This is a genomic window from Ruminococcus gauvreauii, assembly GCF_025151995.1.
GTDB classification, from domain to species: Bacteria; Bacillota; Clostridia; order Lachnospirales; family Lachnospiraceae; genus Ruminococcus_G; species Ruminococcus_G gauvreauii.
Map to the genome: position 1 here is coordinate 67,016 of NZ_CP102290.1, position 21,659 is coordinate 88,674.

Genomic DNA, 21,659 nt, shown 5'->3' on the forward strand with positions numbered 1-21,659 from the left:
TTATTCACCACCCTTACCGCTGCGGCTGATCTGAGCTGAAATCAGCTCCCTGAATAACCCCTGCACTTGGGCCAGCTCCTTATAGGTACCCGTCTGAACCACGTGACCGCTTTTTAGAACTACAATTTTATCTGCCGACCGGATCGTGGAAAGACGATGGGCTACAATAATAGTGGTCTTTCTGGAGCTTGATATTCTGATGGACTCCTGAATCTCTTTCTCATTTTCTGTATCCAAATTGGACACTGCCTCATCCAGGATCAGTATGGGCGAACTTTTTAACAAAGCCCTTGCTATGGCAATCCTTTGCCGCTGGCCGCCTGACAGCTTCAATCCGCTCTCACCGGCTATCGTATCGTATCCTTTGGGCAGCTCCATGATGAACTCATGGGCAAGTGCCATCCTGGCAGCCTGCTCTACCTCATCATCCGTAGCCTCCGGTTTCCCGAGCCGGATGTTTTCACGAATTGTATCCCGAAACAGATACACATCCTGAAGCACAACGGATGTCAGCTCCCTTAAATTCTTAAGAGTCATATCCCGCAGATCACAGCCTCCGATTTTTATGGAACCTTCTTCTACATCCCAGTAACGAAGAAGCAGATTCATACACGTACTTTTTCCCGCTCCGGAAGCTCCCACAAGGGCAACCGTCTCACCCGGGTTGACGGTAAAACTGACATGTTCCACCGCATTTTCAAGATCTTCCTGATAGCGAAACGACACGCGATCGTATGTCACAATTGGTGACAGCCCGTCAGTATCTACTTCTTTGCCGCAGTCCTTCACTTGGGGTTCAGCTTCCAATACACGGTAGACACGATCCGCTGCTGCGAAGATCAGCCCAAAGTTTCTCGCCGTATTACACACTTCCACAACGGGTCCCAGAACCATACCGGAAAGTATTACCACCACCGGATACCAGGCAAAACCAATCTTTCCATTCAGCACCAGTCCTGCCGCTACAGCCGTTATGCACAGCATGGAGACTCCCAGGACTCCCTGAAGCAGGGCACCCTCTGTTCCCAGACGTTTGCCGTAGACAAGCTGACTTGCATAAAATCGGCTCATATAGGCTTCATTTTTCTTCTGATAAGCTTTCAGGTAATTCAAAGAAAGAATCTCCTTCATACCCTGAACACCTTCCATGGTAACCGCATTGGCATCTCCCAGCTGTTCTCTTACCTGTCTCCCCTGGGTATCCGCCTTCTTTTTCATCCAGACCGGAATCCAAACAAGGATGATCAAAAAGAAGATCAGCAGCAGCGGCAGTACTGGATAAAGAAAGCCCAGGCAGACCATCAGCACCAGCGGCGCAATCACCGCCACCAGAATGCTTCCGAATGAATGGGCAAAAAACCACTCCAGCAATTCCACATCACTCATCAACGTGGAGGCGAGCTGTCCAGAACGCATATTCAGTAAAATCGCAGGCGAGACCCGTTCAATAGCATTAAACAATCTGATCCTGAAATCTGCCAGAACCTTAAAAGCCACATCATGGGCCAGCCACATCTCTATAAAATAGAAGAAAACCCTTGCCGCGACGATAGCAGCGAGCAGGGCCGCCATCGCCGGCATACGTTCCAGCAGCTTTCCTTCAATCGCAAGCCCTGTCAGGTACGCACAGACTGCCGACACTGCAACGATAGATAGCTGGTGTCCCACACCGCTTGCGACAGCTCCCGCAATTCTGGCTCTGTATGGTTTCAACCTTTTGGAAAGTCGTAATACATTTTGAATTCTTGTTTTTTCCATTTGTTGTTCCTTTTTACTTTTCTGCATATTTCTGTGCCTTTATGAGTCCCTGATAGGTACTGTTATGTTCCAGTAACTCCTGGTGAGTTCCCCATCCTGCCAGTTTTCCATGATCCAGCACATAGATCCTGTCTGCATGCTCAATGGTAGAAAGCCTGTGAGCAATTACAATGGTCGTCTTATGTTTCATACACCGATTCAGGGCTTCCTGTATCAATGACTCATGAATCATATCAACACTGGACGTAGCCTCATCCAAAATCAGGATTGGTGCGTCTTTGAGAATTGCCCGGGCTATGGAAACCCGCTGACGTTCTCCGCCGGAAAGCGTAGCGCCTCTCTCTCCCACAATCGTGTCATATCCGTCAGGAAGTTCCATGATGAATTCGTGGGCATTCGCCGTTTTTGCCGCTTTTATCATCGCCTCATCGGAGGCTTCTGGATTTGCCATCTTGATATTTTCTCTGATCGTTCCATAAAACAGATAGGATTCCTGGAACACCACCGCAATTTTGCTGCGCAGAAACTCGATGGAAAAATCCCGAAGATCCATTCCGTCCAGAATAATACTGCCGGAGGAAACATCATAAAAACGAAGCAGAAGGTTCACAATTGTAGACTTTCCGGAACCCGATTTTCCCACAATGGCTGTAATCTTTCCTGAGTCAAACTGCAAATCAATATTCTCCAGTACATCTGCGGAACTCTTATCGTAATGAAAGAATACCTGATTCATGGAAATCTCCGGGAGCTTCCCGGTGAGCTGATTCGGACCTTTTCCATCCTTCAATGCGACCGGTTCATCCAGCACCGCAAACAGCTCTTCTGCAACGGAGAGTCCCAGATAACTGCTGTGCCAGTATGTATTCATATCATTCAGGGGCTTCATACATTCACCTGCCAGGAACAGAATGATCAGGAGACTTCCATAGGATAGCTTTCCCTGAGCCATGTGATACGCTGCAATGGCGATGCTGGCTGCCGTTCCGATGGCCGTACACGTAACGATCACTGCTGAGTCAGACAGGGAAATTCCCAGATTTTTCATGGATTCTCCTGCAAATCCCCAGGCACGCTCCGCCAGCTTCTTTCCTTCCCGTTTGCTGACTCCCATGGATTTCAGCGTATTCATACCCTGCATGCTGTCGATATACTGAGCATTCAGATCTGCATAATCCTGCCAGTATTCAATCATAACTTTAGATACTGCCGGCATGAATAAATGGGGAACTACGATGGCTAAAATCGCCATAATCAAAACAAGAAGCCCTACTGCCCAGTCCAGTGTCCACAGATAAACCGTAGAAAACAGCGTTGTCACAAATACCACAACCGTCTGCGGCAGGTACTGGACCAGAAACGCCTCAAAAGACTCGACCCCGTCTGTGATCAGTGACTGCAGGTTTCCCGTCCGTTTGTCGTTTCTATAGGACGGTCCCAGCTGCATCAGTTTTACCAGCATCGTATTCCTGATGACCGCCTTTACCTTGGCCGCCATCTTTTTCGCGTATCCTTCCTGATATCGTACCAGAAATGACCGGAACAATAATGCCAGCAGGCATATTGCCAGATATCCCAGCACAGCCGACAGCTGCTTTTTATCAAATACAGCTGTGACGCCCTTTGCAAGGCAAAATGCCTGTATAAAACTGCACGCAACCATGGATAGTCCCAATATGACCTTGACTGCAACATCTCCCGGTATCTTTTTTAGAAATTCAATCAGTCTTATGTATTTTCCCATAATCGTCCGTTATTTTTCTGCGCCCACCATAAAGGCCGGTGTCAGTTTATTGAGTTCCTTTCCTTTTTCATCCCAGACTTTATCGATGATATTCGGCTCCGCAAATACTCTTGCAAATCCCAGTGACATCAGATATTCCAGATCCCACAACGGGCGAACCTTATCACTCATGAAGAGCTGACGGCTCAGTTCATCTCCTTTCTGTGGATTTGCATGAGCATGTACGTTCCGTCCGTATTTTTCATTAATTCTGGCTTCATTGTCCCGGTATCGTTTTCCAAGTTCCTCGTCGTACAGATAAAGATACCAGCACGCATCAAATACCAGCAGCCTGCCTCCCGGCTTCAGCACCCGTTTCCACTCCCTGTACGCTTTCTGAGGATCCCCCAGGGTCCATGTTATATTTCTGCTGATCACCATATCAAAGGTATTATCCGGAAACTGCAGGTCCTGACAGTCCATCGTCTGCAGTACTGCGTGCTGTCCCCGGGCTTTTACGTTTTCCTCTGCACAGGAAATCATATTTTCGGTAATATCGATTCCCGTCACCTCATGTCCCTCTTCCCCCAGAATGACCGGAAAAAATCCCGGACCGCATCCCGCATCCAGAATTTTCAGAGAGCCGCTGCGTGGTACATAATCCCGAATCAGTGCCTTCCACGCCTCGCACTGCGGTCCGTCCAGTTCCTCCTGAATTCCACGGCTGTAGACCTTCGCCTCACCCTCCCAATAATCTTTGATCTCGCTGTTCAGTTCCATGTTGTCCTCCTTTTCATCTGGTTGTCTGTGCTTTAAATAAAAAAAAACGGCCCACTACGGCCGTAAACACACAAATAACATATGCTCCTTATACACCGTAAGAATCATAACTACTTCTGTGCAAGCAGTTCTCCTGACTTAAGATCATCACATTCTCCCACCTTCCCGGGTAAATACCCAGTGGCACTTTGAAAGAATGCTCCCTAACACAGTGACGGGATCGTACCGGATTCTGACCGGTTTCTCTATTAATCCTTTCGGAACTTGCACAGTTTAACTATAAAATTGTATTAAATTTGCTCTTTTATGAGAATATCACCTTTTTTATCTGAAGTCTACAATTTTTTTCGCTTAAATTCATTCCATTTTGTTATATCAATTACAGCATTGCATAACACCCGTACGCGTTTTCATCACCCGGATTCTTATGTTGTACTGCGGTGCTTCGTATCCGTCTGCACTCTCGTCAATCGCTCTCCCTCTGCATTAAATACATGTATCTTCTCCTGCTTCAGACGAACATATATCTCATGTCCAATTTGACCGGGGAAATCAGCATTCGTCATTACCGTAAGATTCGGTATGCCGGACGCAGTAAGAAAAACAGCCACCTCACGCCCTGTATTCTCCAACAGGTCGATTTCCATCCGGATGGCGCCAGGTTCTTTCTTTGAAGCAAGCTCAATGTGTTCCGGACGGATACCAGCCTTAAGCGGTTCTTGTAATTGCTCCCCAGGCAAACCACTTATGTCTATAGGAATACGGGCTTCACCCAGAGTCAGAAAATGCTGTGCATGATATGACACAATCCTGGTATCCCATATATTCATATTGGGAGAGCCTATAAATCCGGCAACGAAAAGGTTAGCCGGATTTTGATAAATCTCCTGCGGCGTCCCAAACTGCTGTAAAACGCCGCAATTCATTACAGCAATACGTGTCCCCATTGTCATAGCTTCGATCTGGTCATGTGTAACATATATTGTTGTTACACCCAATTCCCGCTGAAGCGTTATAATCTCCCGGCGCATCTCTGTGCGGAGTTTTGCATCCAGATTTGCCAGCGGTTCATCCATCAAAAAAAGCTTAGGCCTTCTCACCAATGACCGCGCAAGAGCCACACGCTGACGCTGTCCCCCTGAGAGTGCACCGGGCTTCCGTTCCAACAGAGTGTCCAGTTCCAGCTTTTTTGCCACCTCAGCTACCCGTGCCGCTGCCTCCTGCTTTTTGGTATGGTGCATTTTGAGGGGGAACGCAATATTATTCTTTACCTTCATATTCGGATAGAGGGCATAATTCTGAAATACCATTGCAATGTCACGGTTCTTAGGCGGTACTTTATTAACTACCCTGCCATCCATCATGATCTCGCCGCTGCTGATGCCCTCAAGTCCCGCAATCATACGAAGCAGTGTAGTCTTTCCACAGCCGGAAGGCCCCACGAAAACAATAAATTCACCCTGTTCTATTTCCATATCCATATTGATAACGGCGTGTACATTGCCTGGATACCACTTATTTACTTTGTGTATTTGCAGGCCGCCTGCCCGAACTTCATTTTCCATAAACAGCTCCTTTTATATTTTAGTCCTTCATTCCAGAAGATATAATGCCTTGTTCAAGATATTTCTGCCCGAACATAAATATCAGAAGCGGCGGCATAAGTGTAATCAGTGATGCGATCAGCGATACTCCCGCATTGTCCGCGGTGATATTCGCCATATACAGAGACAACGGCCAAAGTGTCTGATCCTTTAAGAATGCCTGAGGTGCCTCCATTGCGTTCCAGTACTCCAGAAATCCCAACACAACTGCGGAGAGGATACCCGGTGCGCCGAGAGGTATACCCAATCTCAAAAATGTCTGGATAGGAGAAGCACCATCCACAGCTGCTGCCTCAGTAACCGCCCCCGGTATCGTCATAAAGAATCGGGTCATGATGAATACCGGAAGGGTTGATGCGGCGCCTGGCAGAATAATGGCCCATGCGGTATCAATAAGGCCTAACTTATTCAAAACCAGATAACTGGAAACCATAGTCACTTGAAAAGGCATCAGCATAAGGACAATATATAAGGTGTAAAACACTTTTTTTCCGCGAAAGTCAAAACGTGCAAATGCCCATGCCGCAGGAGCGCCCAAAACAATATGGCCCAATATAATGGGAAAGACCTGTTTACAGGAATTCCAGAATACATTAAAAAATTGAGGTGTATCAAACAACAGCTCCGCATAAGCCTGGAAGGTCGGGTAGCGTGCAAAAATCGGCCATGCAGCGAAGCCATCACCACTTTCTAAAACCGGGGCAAGGTTCCCGGACAACTCCCCGGGTCCCATAAGTGTACCGGATGAAAGCATCCACAGCGGTACCCATACAAAAGCTGCGATCATAAAAAGAATGAGACAGATAAAAATTTTTTTCAAGAGCCGTCACCTCCACTCATGATCTTCTGCAGCAGCATAATCAAAGTAAATACGATAAGTGCCATCATCACGGCCCCGGCGCACATTTTATCCACGTCCAAGCTGCTGTACCAGTTATTAAACAAATGCTGAAGCATATAAATGCTATTATCGGGATAGCTGCCTGCAATGAGATAAGCTTCCCTGAATACCTTGAACGAATTGAGCAGGGACAGCACCGTGACTGTGAACAACGTCGGCAGCAGATTGGGCATCGTGATCTTTATAAGCCGTTTTATGCTGCCCGCACCGTCTATCTGTGCGGCCTCATACAGTGCCGGATTGATAGCACTGATCCCTGATAGCCATAGCACCATGTCATACCCAAAGTTTTTCCATATATACGCAAACGTTAAAACTGCAAATGCAGCTTTACTGCCAATCCAGTCAATCGAAGTTACATCCAGTAAAGACAGGATTCCATTGATTAATCCGTTTCTATGGAAAATCACCCTCCACAGCAGAACAATTGAGGCCACAGGTATTGCCATTGGCATTAAAAACGTTGTTTTGAAAATCCCATGCTTTTCCTGAAATGTAGTAAGCATCAATGCAACAACTAACGATATGATAAGCAATAGTGGTATGCAAACGAATATAAACTTTGCAGTATTGGCCGCTGCCAATTGGAATGCACTGTTACCCAGCACAGATATGTAGTTTTGGACTCCAACAAACTGATTGCTTACAGCGGAGAAAAAAGAACGCCGCAGTGCGTCCACAAGCGGAATGAGTACCATTACACTCACGGCAAACAAACTCGGTGTCAAAAACAGCCACGGTACGATACGTTCTTTTAACGGTGCCTTGTATTCATGTTCGTTTTGTTGTTTTTTCCTGTATAAGTATTTGGGCTTCCTCGCCGCTTTCGGCAAAGGTATATTCTTTTTTCGGCAGAGAAGAGTTTTTATCAACAGAGAACCTCCTTTCATGGGATACAAAGCCAGGCTTTCCTTCTTGCCAATGGAGCATGAAGTCGATGCAAAGCCACAGACAGGGCATGAAATACATAACCTTGCCAATCGAAATATTGTTGTATGACACTATTTTTACAGATATCAGACAAAGTGACAGTGTATAGATCACGCAGCTCAGAACCAGGCCCGAATACGAGCGTATTGATGTCATCCTGGCCGCTATTACCACAAGGACAGAAGCAAATAAAGAAAACAACAGCAGTAAAAACGCTGCATTCCAAAGCTCCTTATCCCGGAAGGTCGGGGCTGCCGACATCCATGCAGCAAGATTTCCCCAGTGATCCAAAAATAAATTTTTCCAAAATTTAAAGTCAGACCACCTTGAAGGGATAAAGATTGAAGGGATATCCGGAAAATCAATACAGATCACTAATCCGGCCAAGGCGATCAAGGCAAGCGGCAGATAGGAAATCATCCACACCGGATAGTGCCGAAGCTTTCCTCCCCGCTTAATCAACCTTATAACAATACCAAACGCCAAAACCATAGCCGGAAGCCGGTAAATCATGCCAAACACCCACCCCATCAGCGGTAAATCGAGAATGGTACCTCCTGTGAAGTCCGAAGCCGTAAGATAACGCTCTGCCATCTCCCGCGTTCCGCCATCAGAAAATATTAACTGCATATTTGACAGTGTATCACTGGATTCCTCCTCTGCCTGCCGGAATACCCTTGATGTATCATCATCGAATACACCACGAACATATAATACCTCCCCCTCAATCTTAATCTGCATACCGAGCACATTCGTGCTTCCCCATAATGAAAAAGCCAATTCTGAGCTGATGGCGCAGCCCGCTGTATCAGACTGCGAGGGTAAAGAACCAACGAGTACGGTTTTTGACGTGATATCTTCACAGGCTCCAAAAACAACAACCACATCCGCAGTCGTACTCCCCATATCTGCATCCATGATCTCCTGTGCGGAATATACCTGCCACAGCGTGACCTCCGGCTGCTTTGCAAGGCCATCCTGCTTTGCATATTTTTGCTGCCTGACAAGGGCAGACGGACTGACACCACCAGTTTCCCATCGTACGCTGACACTTGAGCATAAGCCAATAGCCGCAATAAAGAATGAGCAGGCCATACACCAAACGAAAGCTGCCAGTATTCCCGTTACTGTGAGAGCCCGGTAATTCATAGAATTGTTAGCCTTCAATGCGAACTCTGTCTCCTTCCGAAATAGTCTTATTTGAGCTCGTGATCACCTTATCCGAGTAGGTCAGAGCATTTTCTGTACTTTCAATGCTCATCATCTGCCCGTCCCTGTCCTTGACGATGATATCAACCCGTGAAGTAACCCACTCGATTCCCATCACAGTATTTTGTTTACGGATTACGAGAACATGGTCACCGCGAGAGTCTCTTCTCAGTGCGGTCAACGGCAGGCAGTTCTGATATGTCTCACTTTTTTTGTTCAAAGAAAGCTGTGCAGACATGCCGGGGGTATATTTACCGTCGGGGAGGGTAACCGTCACCGGAACCATGTTATCCTCATCAGCTGTTCCCATGGCTGCTATCTTCACATCCAGCTTCTGAGTGCTGCCGTCAAGTCTATAGCTAAGTTCCCCAGTATCATTTACCGAAAAGTTCTCGGCATTCTCTTTATCCAGGCTCCCTTTAAAAGCAAAACCCACGCCATTGTTGGACAGTGTAACTACTTCAACATCCGCTTCCGTTTTTGAACCCTTTTCCAAAGTTTTCAAAACCGTACCGGAAACCGGAGCCATAACATGACCACCATTGTCTATGATTTCTTTCAGTGTGTCACGTAACTTTTCCTTTTCTGACAACTCTGCCTTATAGGTGACACTCTCAATTTCTGCCTCAGTCTGCGATTTAGCCTTGTTTTCCTGAGCCTTTTTCAATGCTCGCCGCGCCGCTTCAATGTTTTTTTCGGCAGCGTAGAGTTCCTCATCCTTTGAGTCTTCAAACTCTCGCTGGGCACTTATTAGCGCGCTCTCTGCAGCTTCAATAGCAGCCTGAGCATCCATAACCGCAGCCTCATCTGAAAAATCTGTACGGTTTTCTGCCGCAGAAAGTTCCTCATCGGCCTCAGAAAGTGCGTTGTCCCAGCGCGTCTTGATAGCTTCAAGGTTTTGAACGGCGCTATCGTAGGCAGGCGTTCCCTCCTCAACCTCTGAAAGCACTTGCTGTGCCGCGCGAACCGCATCATCCCCAGATTCTTGAACATTCTTCCGATTATCCTCCGCTTCCTTAATGTATGCCTGCCTTGTAGCTGTGATGGCCCTGTCTTTATTTTCGATTGCATTGGCAAGCGCCGATTCGAGGTCTGCAAAATCATTCCTCTCAAGCTTTGCAACTAAACGCTCATACGCCTGCTGTGCATCATCAAGCGCCTGCTGTGCATCAAGAACACTGTCGCTGCTTCCTTTCCCGGAAAGGCTTATCTTCTGGTTAAGGATATAGATCTCATCCTCGAGGCCCTTAATCTTATCTTTTATGGAAGATACATCAAACGCAAGCAGCGCCTCGCCTTCGCTCACCTGCTTTCCCCTTTCTGCATTAACCTTGATAACCCTGAGGCCCTCCGGCAGGGGGATGGATATACCATCCTCTGCGTCAATGGTTCCATCAATTTCAGCTTTGTTCGTCAATGTTCCACTTGTCATTGTCGATACCTGAACACTGGCAATTGTGGCAGAATCAGACACACGGGAAACGATCGTTAAGACAAAAATCAGTACAAAAAATGTGACTATAAGACGTATTGCTATACGCTGTACACGGTTACTCAACAGAGGCTTATGCTTTAAACCAGAGGCAAACATATCTTTTTCCTGTGTGATAATATCGTTGATCTTTTCCTTGATATGTAAGAGCTTCATTGTGTGGTCTCCTGTATAGTTAATAATTAAACTCTATCATAATTATTTTATCCGCCAGATAAGTGCTATCTGCCTGCTGGGTTCCAAAAAGCAACACAAAATCATCGTCCTTTAGTTCGCTTTTATCACCATCGTCAAGAGAATACTTCCTGCCCTGAGAATCAACCAGCGCTCTTTGAAATATAGTTTCATCCGTAAAAGTAACACTTACACTGCCGCTGTCTGCTTCACCATCAGTAGTAGAAGCAAAGTTTGCATCTATCGTACATGTTGTTTCGGTACAGCCACTGACTGCTCCACTGAAGTCGGCTGAAGTAAACATATCATTTGCATCCGTAAATGTGTTTTCAACAGTTATTTCCTCTTTTTCACTGCCAGCGTCATCTTGGGGATCATTTTTTGCAACAGATCCCTGATCGGCTGGTACCGCATCTGACTGCGTATCGTTGATTTGGTTATTGGAAGTTTTAGGTTCCGTTTCTGCACCTGTGCATCCTGAGAATAAAAGCATCCCTGCACAAATGATTCCATACAGGCTTACCATTCGTTTTTTCATAATTCTTAATTCCTTTCTGTTTTAATCATAACTACATCTGTTCCTTTATATAAAGGCTGGCACGGCTCTGGATCTTTTCAGCAGCCTCCTGTACGCTTATCGTTCCGGCAAAAAATTCTGAGGCTTCTTCTAATATGATGTCCTCCAGGCTCTGGCTTTCATTTACTGCATAGGACACACTGCTTAAGAGCGTCCTCATAAGCTCTGCATCCTCCTGTGTTATCTTCCCGTCCTCATACAGGAACGTCCATATGGAATTACCATTCATAGCGGCCTGCATTACAGTATCAAACGCTCCCTTATGGAATGGCAGAAGATAACAGGACTCCTGATGCTCTTTCATCAAAAACGTCCTCACAAACCCCCATGCACCATCCTTATACTTGCTGGATGAGGATATTCCAATCTTTACTTCCGGCTTGATCGCATGGTATTCTCCATGGGAGCTTGGCAGGCCTATTACATTTACGTTTCCCTGATAAGAATCTCTGTACCGTGCAATTTGGTATGCACTGTAAACAGCTTCATAAGATGCCACAGCAGCACTCAAGTCCGCTTCGAAGCCGCTCTGGCTGCTCTCCTGAATTTTCCCGGCAAACTCCAGCAATTCTATGAACTCCGAAGAGTTGAAAAAGCACTCACCAGAGGCCCAGTCAACAAGACTGTCATTGGTCTGGAGCATTATTTCAAGAAATGATGTACTTGACAGATTACTTATGGAATTTAGCCCCGAGGTTTCCAGAACTTTTTCCAGGCTGTCCAGCGTCCATCCCCCATTTTCACCAAGGGCACTTGTATTAGCCAGCATCGTGGATATAGCTACACCATTTGTAATGTAAGGCAGTTTACCGTCAATGCTTATGGCGTCAAAGACATTTGCGAAATAGTCATCCATATTAATTTCTGAGTCGTTCTTAATATACGTATAGAGATCCTCCAACAACCCCTTGTTATGGTAGATCGGAACCGATAAATTGCTCATATCCAAAATGTCTGGTATATCCCCTGAAATAATCTTTGTATTAAGATTTAAAATGGCATTATCCCATTCCTCATCGGATACGTTTTGCTCGTATGGAAAATATTCCGTCAGTTCAATCTTATATTCTTTATTTGTTTTATTAAAATCCGAAACAGCCTGGACAACACTTGGATCGGCAGTCAGGCTCACCATACTGAGTTCTGTCCGATTATCTTTTCCCTTGGAAAGCACCCCTATCTCATAGGAGAGTACAGAAGTCTGGTTGGACGACGCGGCCAGAACCACAAATCGGCCATCCTCAAGCTCACATACATGAACATCCGATGTGTTCAACCCCATATCAGACCAGTTGAAGATAAGCTTACCTTCCTGTGCCCCGGCACTGTAACCATACAGGCTTGAGGAGTCAAAAAGATAGAAATTGTCGGTGCTTCCTCCAAACAGACCTGCTGTTGTTCCCAAATATATGGGATCCCTGCGCCAATCCTTATTATCTATATCCACGGTAAGCAGATGATAGTTCGCTCTGTCCGTAGTAGTGGCGCACACACCAATCTGCCCCTCAGCGGTCGTTATGGTGGTCATAAGATTTCCATCATAATTGAGATCAAACAAAAACTCACCATTGCTGTCAAAAAGATAAGCATATGTACTGCTGCATTTGGCTGCTATGCAGATATTCCCCTCGGCATCCATACTCATAAATATTTCACTGCCAGATGAGGAAGTAACTGTGGCATCCAGTACCGACGATAAATCTACGGATTGGACTGCTGCATTGCTGCGATCAAATTTTTTCAAACTGTAGCCTCCTGCATCGTCCTTGCAGACAGCCCATATGCTGCCGTGCTGATCTATCCCAAAATCCAGAAATACAGTTGAATCCTCAATTTCCAGTGGCAGCTTTTGAAAATCACCGTCATCAATTGATATTGCCGCCAGATATGAGACATCATTACCTTCCTGGCAGCACACATAAGCCTTGTTATCGCTGACCAGGAGCCTTGAAATGTATGTCACTGCATCAGGGATGTCGAAAAAACTTGCGACATAGGATTCATGAGACTCCTCACCCTTGGTATTATGACCACATGCCGTCATAGAAAAAAGTATCGCTATTATACATAGCATAGAGATGTTTCGTTGTAACATTTTCATAGTATTTGCTATCCTCCTTGCATATAAAATACCTGCTCTTTCAGGTATATTCAGCATACCATGAATGAGCAGGCAGTTTTTTAATTCCATATAAATGATTGACTAAGGAATGGTAAATGAAATCCTAAGAATTCCTAAGAGTTTAAGGCAGAAACCTGGATGGGATTAAACTGATGGAAGTTCGACGATAAACTCAGTAGTTCCGTTACTGCTTTCAGCCTTTATCTCACCGCCGTGCTTTACAACAATATCTTTCGCGATGGCAAGACCAAGTCCGGAGCCGCCGGTCGCACTGGATCTTGAGCTGTCCAGACGATAAAATTTGTCGAAGATCACATTAAGCTTGTCTTCCGGAATGTCACCCTTATTTTCAAATTTGACAACCGCCTTACCGGAAAGCTCCTGCGCTGAAATTGTTATGACACCGTTGCCTGCACTATATGCTATGGCGTTTTTCAAAATGTTATTGAATACCCGTGCCAGCTTTTCTGAGTCACCGTACAATACCATATCTTCGGAGATCTTGTTTGCAATGTGCTTCCCACATGATTTCAGATGTGGATACAGCTCATCTGAAATCTGTGCCATCATATAGTAAAGATCAATACTTGTTTTTTTAAGAGGAATGGATTCCGAATTGCTGCGTGCAATTTCAAAAAATTCATCAATCAAAGTTTCAAGTCGATTCGCCTTCTCCCATGCGATATGGATGTATTTTAATTTCTTCACATCAGTCATATCCGGATTTTCATCCAAAAGGCTAAGATATCCTATAACTGAAGTGAGCGGAGTTTTTATATCATGAGCCAGATATACAATAAGATCATTCTTTTTCTGCTCGGCTTTCTGTGTCTCAAACGCCCGTGTTTTCAGTGTCTGCCTGACATGGTCCAATTTATGTTCGATAATTTCTAATTCGGGAGATAAGGATATCTGTGCGCCCTCCTCCATGAGCTGGTCAATGCCGTTCACAACTTCATCAAAATATCTTTTATATGATTTCAGCAGCATCTGAAATAGCAGAAACATAAAGAGAATGATCGTTAGCGTAAGAATAAACTGCATGTTATTTCCTATTATTCGGAAATAGAGTAAGTTGGCATCAGTATCACTGATGTGAAGGATACGCGCAATGAAAACTGCTATTATATCAGCCAAATGTCCATGGCTAAGTAACCGCAGGAGCAGTACTGTAAGGGCAGCACCAATTGTTATACATAATCCTTTGCCAAATGTGATGCGGCTAAGCTTTGCATAGTTGTAATCTTTTTTTTTAAATTTCTTCAATTTTGTATCCGACCCCCCAGACAGTTTTGATATATTTGGGTCTTTCACCGATATCCCCCATCTTCTCACGAAGATGGCGAATGTGTACGGTGAGGGTATTGTTGCTTTTAGTATAATATTCGCCTTGCCAAACTTCATGAAACAAATCCTCGGCACTGACTACACTGCCTTTGCGCTCCAGAAGAATACGAAGGATTGAAAACTCCGTTGGGGTTAGCAACAGGCTGTTTCCGTCAATCGTACATTCATAAGTCTTGACATTCATAGTCAATCCCGCATATTCAAAGATTGCTTCTGTTACATGTGAGGCTGAGACTGTATTATATTTCTTGTATCGGCGAAGCTGTGCCTTCACCCTGGCCAGCAGTTCAAGCGGCCGAAAAGGCTTTGTAATATAATCATCTGCCCCAAGTGTCAGACCGGTAATTTTATCGGTTTCCGAATCTTTTGCCGTAAGCATGATCACAGGACAAGCGCATCCCTTATCTCTCACCATTTGGCATATTGAAAGACCACTGATATCTGGAAGCATAATGTCCAATATGACAAGGTCAAACTCCATGTTTTCCATATAGTCAAGCGCTTCTGCACCTGAGTAGAATTTATACACATCCAGATTTTCATTTTGGAGGTAGACTTCAATCAAGTCAGCAATTTCTTTCTCATCATCAACCACAAGTATTTTCTCGGCCAAAGCATTTTACTCCTTTTGTTTTATATTTTATATAGTATAGCAAATTTACTGCTTCCATTTATTCATTTGTGATTATAAAATCATTAATTTTTTCCTAAGGTACTACAAAGACTAAATAAGCGTTTCAATTCTATAACACATTTACCGGCGGAAGGCATATATAATTCTTACAAACGTAATATGTTGTTTTTTCATTCAGTAATTGAAACTCCGGCGTTTCTTCCTCCAGAATTTTTATATCCGCATACAGCGGAAGGCGGCTGATGATTTCTTCTTTTCTGTCCGTTTTCGACAATATAACGGTAATCTTCTGTGGGGGATAGTCATATAGCAGAAGTGCAGTCAGAAACATACAGTGTCCCGCCGGATAGTCTTGTGCCGCGCTGGACATATATGCAAGCTGATGCTCTGCTGCATTTTTATAATCTTCATTACCCGTGATCTGACATAGCCGTACAAGACAGTAAGCCATCACGGAATTCCCGCTGGGTATCGCACCATCATAGGTTTCTTTCGGCCTCGTTATCAATCTGTCATTACGGTTCCCGTACAGAAAGAATCCTCCGCCATTTTGATCCGCAAACTGCCGCCGCGCTTCATTACAGATCTGTTGGGCACGCCTCAGATACTTTTCATCAGAGACCGCCTCGTAAAGGCTGAGCAAAGCGGCTGTATAATAGGCATACTCATCAAGAAATCCTCTTACATTCCCGGCTCCATCCCGGCAGCTGACAAAGAGTATCGTTCCGTCTGCCAGATATTTTTCGATGAAACACTGCGCCTGCATGGCAGATTGAAGATATCTTTCCTTTCCGGTGACCCGGTAAAGCAGCGCCATAGCAGAAAGCATCAGAGAATTCCATGTGGTAAGGACTTTATCATCCAGATGGAGTTTTGACCTTAACTGCCGATTCTCATATAAAAGCTTTTTTTCTTTATGGAATTTATCAGAAATAGGATTTCCATTCAACAGGTTTGGTATATTTTTCCCCTCGAAGTTTCCCTTTTCAGTGATTCCGAAGTAACTGCAGAATTCCTCTCCCTTCTCCCTGCCGAGTATCTTACAAATTTCTTCATAATCCCAGACATAATACATGCCCTCCCTGCCCTCACTGTCCGCATCCTGGGCAGAGTAATATTCGCCCTCAGGTCCTGTCATTTCCCGTAAAATATACTCCGCAGTTTTTTCTGCCGTATCCAGGAACATGTTTTCTTCAGATATCTTAAATGCGGCTGAGTAAGCGATCATCAGCAGGGCATTATCATATAACATTTTCTCAAAATGAGGCACAAGATAAAAACGGTCTGTAGAATATCTGGAAAATCCATAGCCAATATGATCAAAGATTCCCCCTCTCCTCATCTGCTCCAGAGTCTTTCCCGCCTGATAAAATGTATCCTCACATCCAATCCGGGAATACAGCATAAGAAACATTAAATTATGGGGGGTTGGAAACTTAGGCGCCAAACCAAACCCACCGTAATTCTTGTCAAAGGACCGCGTAAATAATTTGGCAGCCTGCCCGGGCAGCCCGCTGTCTATTTCTTTTTCAGACCGCTTTTTTTCATTCTCTTCTGTACTGTCCTTACTTATTTTTATTTGGCTTAATATCTGTTCTGCCGACTGCAGCAAATCAGCTTTCTTATGTTTCCAAAGTCTATTGATCTCCAGTAACAGTTCCCGAAATCCCATCATGCCAGAGCGGTTCACAGGCGGAAAATACGTTCCCGCGTAGAAGGGCTTCTGCTCTGCCGTCATAAAAATACTCATAGGCCATCCCCCTCTGCCTGTCAGGGTCTGGCAGACTTCCATATACACACTGTCTATATCGGGCCGCTCTTCCCTGTCTACCTTGATGGAAATGAAACTTTGGTTTAGAATACCGGCAATTTCCTCATTTTCAAAACTCTCATGCGCCATCACATGACACCAGTGACAGGTACTGTATCCAATACTTAAAAAAACCGGTTTATCTTCCTGCCTGGCTCTTTCAAACGCCTCATCAGACCATGGATACCAGTCGACAGGATTTTTGGCATGTTGTATTAGATACGGACTGCTTTGACCTCTTAAATGATTACTGCTCATGACGGTCCTCCTTTTCCATATTCCCCACTATCCATTCCCAAAAGTTTTGAAATCCATGCGTCTGAATGTCCAGGTTCCTAAAGTTCTGAAAAAAACATCAGGTATCTATATAAAATATCTTTTCAACAGGCGTGTCAATTCCGTAATCTCGACAGGCTTTGCAATATGGGCATTCATACCGCACGCCAGGCATTGCCTGATATCTTCAGAAAAAGCATCTGCACTCATGGCAATGATCGGAATGGATGCAGCATCGGGATGATCCAGTCCGCGAATGGCTGTTGCAGCCTCATATCCTGTCATATGCGGCATTCGTATATCCATCAGAATGGCATCGTAATAACCTTCTGATGACCTCCCAAACTTGTCCAGACATATCCGGCCATCTTCTGCCCACTCCAGTTCCACGCCTAAATCGGCCAGCAATTCCCTTGCAACCTCCCAGTTGAGCTCATTATCTTCTGCCAGCAGGATCCGGCGTCCGGACAGGTCAATCTTCTGATCCGGCGTCCGGTTTCGTGATTCCTCGCTGCCCATATATTGACGCAAACTGTAAAATAAGGTTGATTTAAACAAAGGCTTGGAAATAAAACCGCTGATCCCCGCCTCACGGGCTTCCGCCTCAAATTCACTCCAGTCGTATGCGGAAATCAGCAGAATCGGTATCTCGTCTCCTAAATTACGCCGGATCTCTCTGGCGGTCTGAATGCCGTTCATGCCAGGCAGTCTCCAGTCTAATAGAATGATCTGATAATCATCTCTCTTTTTATGGTGCTGGATTGCCAGTTTGACAGCCTTTTCTCCACTCAGTGTCCATTCCGCCTTTATTCCAATCGACTTCAGTGCATTTGCCGCCGTCTGGCACAGCAGTTCGTCATCATCGACTACCAGCATACTCCAGGGAGGCAGAATCATATCCTCTTCTATCGACGCCGCCTTTTCAAAGTCAACCGTGATATGGAATTCCGTACCGACATCAGGTTCACTCTGCACATCAATCGTACCTTCCATTGCGTCCACTATATACTTTGTGATCGACATCCCCAGACCGGCGCCCTCAGTTTTATGTATTCTGGCTTCGTCGGCACGACTGTAGGATTCATATAATTTTTCCAAAAATTCCGGCGACATACCGATTCCGTTATCCTTAACGCGAATATGGATTCGGACACAGCCGTCTCCTTTGGGAGATGCTTCCTCTGATAAAGATAATCGTATGAACCCTCCCTCAGGCGTGTACTTTGTCGCATTGGACAAAAGATTCAGTAAGATCTGATTCAGGCGCACACCATCGCACCACACGTTTTCCGTCATAATACTCTCAACGTGTATTTCAAAATTTTGTTTCTTTGCCTTCACCTGTGGCTGCATGATACTGACAATTCCTTCAACAACTTCCTTCAGGGAAACCTGATCTGTTGTCAGCGTCAGTTTACCACTCTCGATTTTAGACATATCCAATACATCATTGATAAGCCCTAACAGATGTTTGCTTGACAGTGTGATCTTTCTCAGACAGTTCTTTACCTGTTCTTTGTCGTTTAAATGTGCAGTTGCGATCGCTGTCATACCGACGATTGCATTCATGGGTGTACGGATATCATGACTCATATTGGCTAAAAATTCACTTTTGGCTTTGTTTGCCTCAATCGCCACCTGACGCGTCTTCTCCAGTTCCTGCATCTGCAAGCGGGTCATGGAAAAATACCGAAGAAATATCAACGTCAGCAGGATTAATATAGAAGCACAGGCCAACAATGTAATGAACATACGCTGGGTGCTCAGGCTGTTTATAGTCTCATCCAATATTCCGTAAGGCATGACTGATACCAGATACCACTCGGAACATGGCAAGGGTATGCCGTAAATCTGCAGCTCTTCACTATTTACTTCATATATTGTGGTATATTCTTTATGATCCCTCAGAGCTGCGCCGAATTCCTCAACAGAATTTTCTGCAGCTGATATGTCTGCGGAAGGATCGAGTTGCTGCTGCAGCTGATCAAAAAATCCCCACAATTCAGTGTTGGGATTTCGTATGACGAAACTCCCATCCGGCCGGATAATATGATAGTATGTCAGCTGTCCCTCATCCTCCAAAGAAAGAAAATCGGTGATATAATCCAGCGGTACAGCTGCGACCAGACCGGTGCCCATATTGCCGTTCTGCATAGGATAATCTGCATCAACGCCAAACAGCACCACTTCATTGCCCGCCGCATCAACGCCTACCGCAACTCTCCGCTCCCTTCGATTTAATGCTTCGACAAAGGGAGACGGATTAAGCGGCTGTATCGGTGTTCCGCTGAGTGTTTCAAAGTTCCCTTCCTCAGAACAGATCGCCAGATAATCAAAGCCCCTGACCTGTGCCCTGTATACAAGTTCCTCGTACAGACTTTCTGTATCGTAATTCTCTGCCAGGACCACCGATATGATGCCGTCCACCTGATCAAACCGCAGTTTGATTATGTTTTCAAAATGTCTGGACATTTGTTCGTTCATTCCAGACATGTAGATTTCTCCGACTTCGTATATGGTCTTTTTGCTTTTTCGATTCATATAAATTCCCAGAATACTGAAAACAACTACACTGAAGAGCAGAAGCCCGATAAAGCTGTATATCAGAAACCGGGTGGTGGAATTTTTATTTTTACTGCTGCGCATTGACGTTATCACTCCCTTTTTTGTCTTCATCCGTGTCTCTGTCCGGAAAATGTATCGTCACTTGATTTTTTGTGGCCTTTGCCTGATACATCATGCTGTCCGCCACTAGAAACAATTCCCTGGTTTTTCCTCTCCCATGTACCCCTCCAATGCTCACAGATACATGTATTTCAGGGTATTCATTGATCACCATCCGATCAACAGAGCGTCTTATTCCCTCCAGTTTCTTCTCAAATGCATCTGCAGGGATACGGTAAAAAAGAATTACAAATTCATCACCGCCGTAACGGATTACAGCATCTGTTTTTCGAATACTCGATGATATCGTTTTGGCAACGCTTTGAAGCACACAATCACCTGCATAATGTCCATAATGATCATTGACACGTTTAAAATTATCAACATCCATCACCACGACAGCTTCACTGTCTTCCTCTCCCTGAAAATATTCTTCAAAATAACGGCGATTGTAGATACCGGTCAGCGAATCAATATATAAGTATTGCAGGTGTTGCTGACCTGCGGAAAATGAAGCGTATTCTTTGCGTGGAAATTTCAGGTTCTGAATGCTTTTCGTATCCTGTCCGATTGTGGTATCCATCAACTCGTGTTTCAGCCTGTCCGAAACTTCCTGCAGACACTGGATGAGAATCGGATGGAACGTTCCGCATTGTCCTTCTACAATCATTTTTAATGCTTCGTCCTGTGAATATGCCCTCTTGTAGCATCTTTTACTGGTCAACGCATCATACACATCAGCCAAACCAACCACCTGGGCGGCAATGGGTATTTGTTCTCCCTTTAATCCATCCGGATAACCATTGCCGTCATATCTTTCGTGATGCCACCGACAGATTTCCGAAGCTGTTTTGACAAACGGCAGTTCCTGCTGCTCAAACGGTAATTCCAACAGCATCCTGGCACCGACTGCCGAGTGGGTCTTAATCACTTCAAATTCCTCCGCAGTAAGGGGGCCCCGCTTATTCAGAATCGCATCGGAAATCGATATTTTCCCTATATCATGCAGGGATGAGGCCGTACTTATTAAAGCAATCTCAGATTTTGTCAACGGATACCGGTCTGTCCTCTGAATCAGGCGTTCCAGCAGGTGTTCTGTAATGGTATTTACATGCATTACATGTAAACCGCTCTCTCCGTTGCGGAATTCTACAATATGAGACAGGATTGAAATCATGAGCTTATTATTTCTTTCCTGCTCATAAAACTGTTCTGCGATAATCCTCTCCAGACGGTGTTGCCTGGCATATAAAAGCATCGTATTGGAAATCCGGCGATGGACGATCGTAAAATCAAACGGCCGGCTGATATAGTCAAATGCCCCCAGATCGTAGGCTCGTTTAATATTTTCAGGAGAATCATCGGCGGAAATCATAATCACAGCAAGCGTATCATTCCAGTGGTATTTATTTATGTAAGTCAACACCTCAAACCCATCCATCTTCGGCATCATAATGTCCAAAAGCAGAAGTGAAAAATCCGATCTGTGCTGTGAGAGAAGTGCAACTGCCTCTGCGCCGTTGCTGACCTCTATAATCTCATACTGATCTTCCAGAATAGCTGCCAGAAGAGACCGATTCATCTCTGAATCGTCCGCAATCAAGATTTTTTGTTTATCCATGATACTTCAATCTCTTTCATCATCATTTTACGATCTT

At 45.0% G+C, this 21,659-nt stretch carries 15 protein-coding genes and 1 riboswitch; all 15 genes read right to left on the minus strand.

What is annotated here, in order from left to right; all coding sequences use genetic code 11:
- The 15 genes from NQ502_RS00335 to NQ502_RS00405 all read right to left on the minus strand — a co-directional run bounded on the left by NQ502_RS00335 (position 1) and on the right by NQ502_RS00405 (position 21,622).
- Positions 1–1,758 (minus strand): ABC transporter ATP-binding protein, encoded by a 1,758-nt coding sequence (locus NQ502_RS00335; protein ID WP_242830241.1) that lies wholly within the window; start codon positions 1,756–1,758, stop codon positions 1–3.
- A gap of 13 nt (positions 1,759–1,771) precedes the next feature.
- Positions 1,772–3,502 carry an ABC transporter ATP-binding protein gene (locus NQ502_RS00340; RefSeq protein WP_028527863.1) on the minus strand — a complete coding sequence of 577 codons (1,731 nt, stop codon included), beginning with the start codon at positions 3,500–3,502 and terminating at the stop codon, positions 1,772–1,774.
- 9 nt (positions 3,503–3,511) lie between these two features.
- Positions 3,512–4,261, minus strand: coding sequence for a class I SAM-dependent methyltransferase (locus NQ502_RS00345; RefSeq protein WP_028527862.1), 750 nt, complete (start codon positions 4,259–4,261; stop codon positions 3,512–3,514).
- A 106-nt stretch (positions 4,262–4,367) separates the two neighbouring features.
- Positions 4,368–4,544: riboswitch (cobalamin riboswitch) on the minus strand.
- Between the two features lie 142 nt (positions 4,545–4,686).
- Positions 4,687–5,826, minus strand: coding sequence for an ABC transporter ATP-binding protein (locus NQ502_RS00350; RefSeq protein ID WP_044983047.1), 1,140 nt, complete (start codon positions 5,824–5,826; stop codon positions 4,687–4,689).
- A gap of 19 nt (positions 5,827–5,845) precedes the next feature.
- Positions 5,846–6,685 (minus strand): carbohydrate ABC transporter permease, encoded by an 840-nt coding sequence (locus NQ502_RS00355; protein ID WP_028527861.1) that lies wholly within the window; start codon positions 6,683–6,685, stop codon positions 5,846–5,848.
- Complete coding sequence (locus NQ502_RS00360) at positions 6,682–7,638, minus strand: carbohydrate ABC transporter permease (protein WP_407691147.1); 957 nt, start codon at positions 7,636–7,638, stop codon at positions 6,682–6,684. Before NQ502_RS00360 ends, NQ502_RS00355 begins: the two co-directional genes overlap by 4 nt.
- Positions 7,538–8,863 carry a hypothetical protein gene (locus NQ502_RS00365; protein ID WP_242830235.1) on the minus strand — a complete coding sequence of 442 codons (1,326 nt, stop codon included), beginning with the start codon at positions 8,861–8,863 and terminating at the stop codon, positions 7,538–7,540. The genes NQ502_RS00360 and NQ502_RS00365 overlap by 101 nt, the downstream gene beginning before the upstream one ends.
- Complete coding sequence (locus NQ502_RS00370) at positions 8,853–10,553, minus strand: hypothetical protein (protein WP_044983046.1); 1,701 nt, start codon at positions 10,551–10,553, stop codon at positions 8,853–8,855. The genes NQ502_RS00365 and NQ502_RS00370 overlap by 11 nt, the downstream gene beginning before the upstream one ends.
- 19 nt (positions 10,554–10,572) lie before the next feature.
- Positions 10,573–11,109 carry a hypothetical protein gene (locus NQ502_RS00375; protein WP_044983045.1) on the minus strand — a complete coding sequence of 179 codons (537 nt, stop codon included), beginning with the start codon at positions 11,107–11,109 and terminating at the stop codon, positions 10,573–10,575.
- A gap of 31 nt (positions 11,110–11,140) precedes the next feature.
- Positions 11,141–13,249, minus strand: coding sequence for an ABC transporter substrate-binding protein (locus NQ502_RS00380; protein WP_028527857.1), 2,109 nt, complete (start codon positions 13,247–13,249; stop codon positions 11,141–11,143).
- A 165-nt stretch (positions 13,250–13,414) separates the two neighbouring features.
- On the minus strand, positions 13,415–14,560 hold the full coding sequence (locus NQ502_RS00385) for a sensor histidine kinase (protein WP_407691155.1): 1,146 nt from the start codon (positions 14,558–14,560) through the stop codon (positions 13,415–13,417).
- Positions 14,523–15,230 carry a response regulator transcription factor gene (locus NQ502_RS00390; RefSeq protein WP_028527855.1) on the minus strand — a complete coding sequence of 236 codons (708 nt, stop codon included), beginning with the start codon at positions 15,228–15,230 and terminating at the stop codon, positions 14,523–14,525. Before NQ502_RS00390 ends, NQ502_RS00385 begins: the two co-directional genes overlap by 38 nt.
- 130 nt (positions 15,231–15,360) lie before the next feature.
- Entirely contained in the window at positions 15,361–17,319 is a 1,959-nt protein-coding gene (locus NQ502_RS00395; protein ID WP_028527854.1) for a thioredoxin domain-containing protein, read from the minus strand.
- A 105-nt stretch (positions 17,320–17,424) separates the two neighbouring features.
- Complete coding sequence (locus NQ502_RS00400; RefSeq protein ID WP_341349393.1) at positions 17,425–20,013, minus strand: hybrid sensor histidine kinase/response regulator; 2,589 nt, start codon at positions 20,011–20,013, stop codon at positions 17,425–17,427.
- A complete protein-coding gene (locus tag NQ502_RS00405) occupies positions 19,970–21,622 on the minus strand; it encodes a GGDEF/HDGYP domain-containing response regulator (protein WP_028527852.1) in 1,653 nt (550 codons plus the stop codon). The genes NQ502_RS00400 and NQ502_RS00405 overlap by 44 nt, the downstream gene beginning before the upstream one ends.
- Between the last annotated feature and the right edge of the window lie 37 nt (positions 21,623–21,659).

Bases quoted from the DNA above. Each gene is read 5' to 3' on its own strand.
- NQ502_RS00340 (WP_028527863.1), bottom strand. From the start codon at position 3,502: ATGGGAAAATACATAAGACTGATTGAATTTCTAAAAAAGATACCGGGA.
- NQ502_RS00400 (WP_341349393.1), bottom strand. From the start codon at position 20,013: ATGAAGACAAAAAAGGGAGTGATAACGTCAATGCGCAGCAGTAAAAAT.
- NQ502_RS00395 (WP_028527854.1), bottom strand. From the start codon at position 17,319: ATGAGCAGTAATCATTTAAGAGGTCAAAGCAGTCCGTATCTAATACAA.
- NQ502_RS00350 (WP_044983047.1), bottom strand. From the start codon at position 5,826: ATGGAAAATGAAGTTCGGGCAGGCGGCCTGCAAATACACAAAGTAAAT.
- NQ502_RS00370 (WP_044983046.1), bottom strand. From the start codon at position 10,553: ATGAAGCTCTTACATATCAAGGAAAAGATCAACGATATTATCACACAG.
- NQ502_RS00405 (WP_028527852.1), bottom strand. From the start codon at position 21,622: ATGGATAAACAAAAAATCTTGATTGCGGACGATTCAGAGATGAATCGG.
- NQ502_RS00335 (WP_242830241.1), bottom strand. From the start codon at position 1,758: ATGGAAAAAACAAGAATTCAAAATGTATTACGACTTTCCAAAAGGTTG.
- NQ502_RS00345 (WP_028527862.1), bottom strand. From the start codon at position 4,261: ATGGAACTGAACAGCGAGATCAAAGATTATTGGGAGGGTGAGGCGAAG.
- NQ502_RS00375 (WP_044983045.1), bottom strand. From the start codon at position 11,109: ATGAAAAAACGAATGGTAAGCCTGTATGGAATCATTTGTGCAGGGATG.
- NQ502_RS00380 (WP_028527857.1), bottom strand. From the start codon at position 13,249: ATGAAAATGTTACAACGAAACATCTCTATGCTATGTATAATAGCGATA.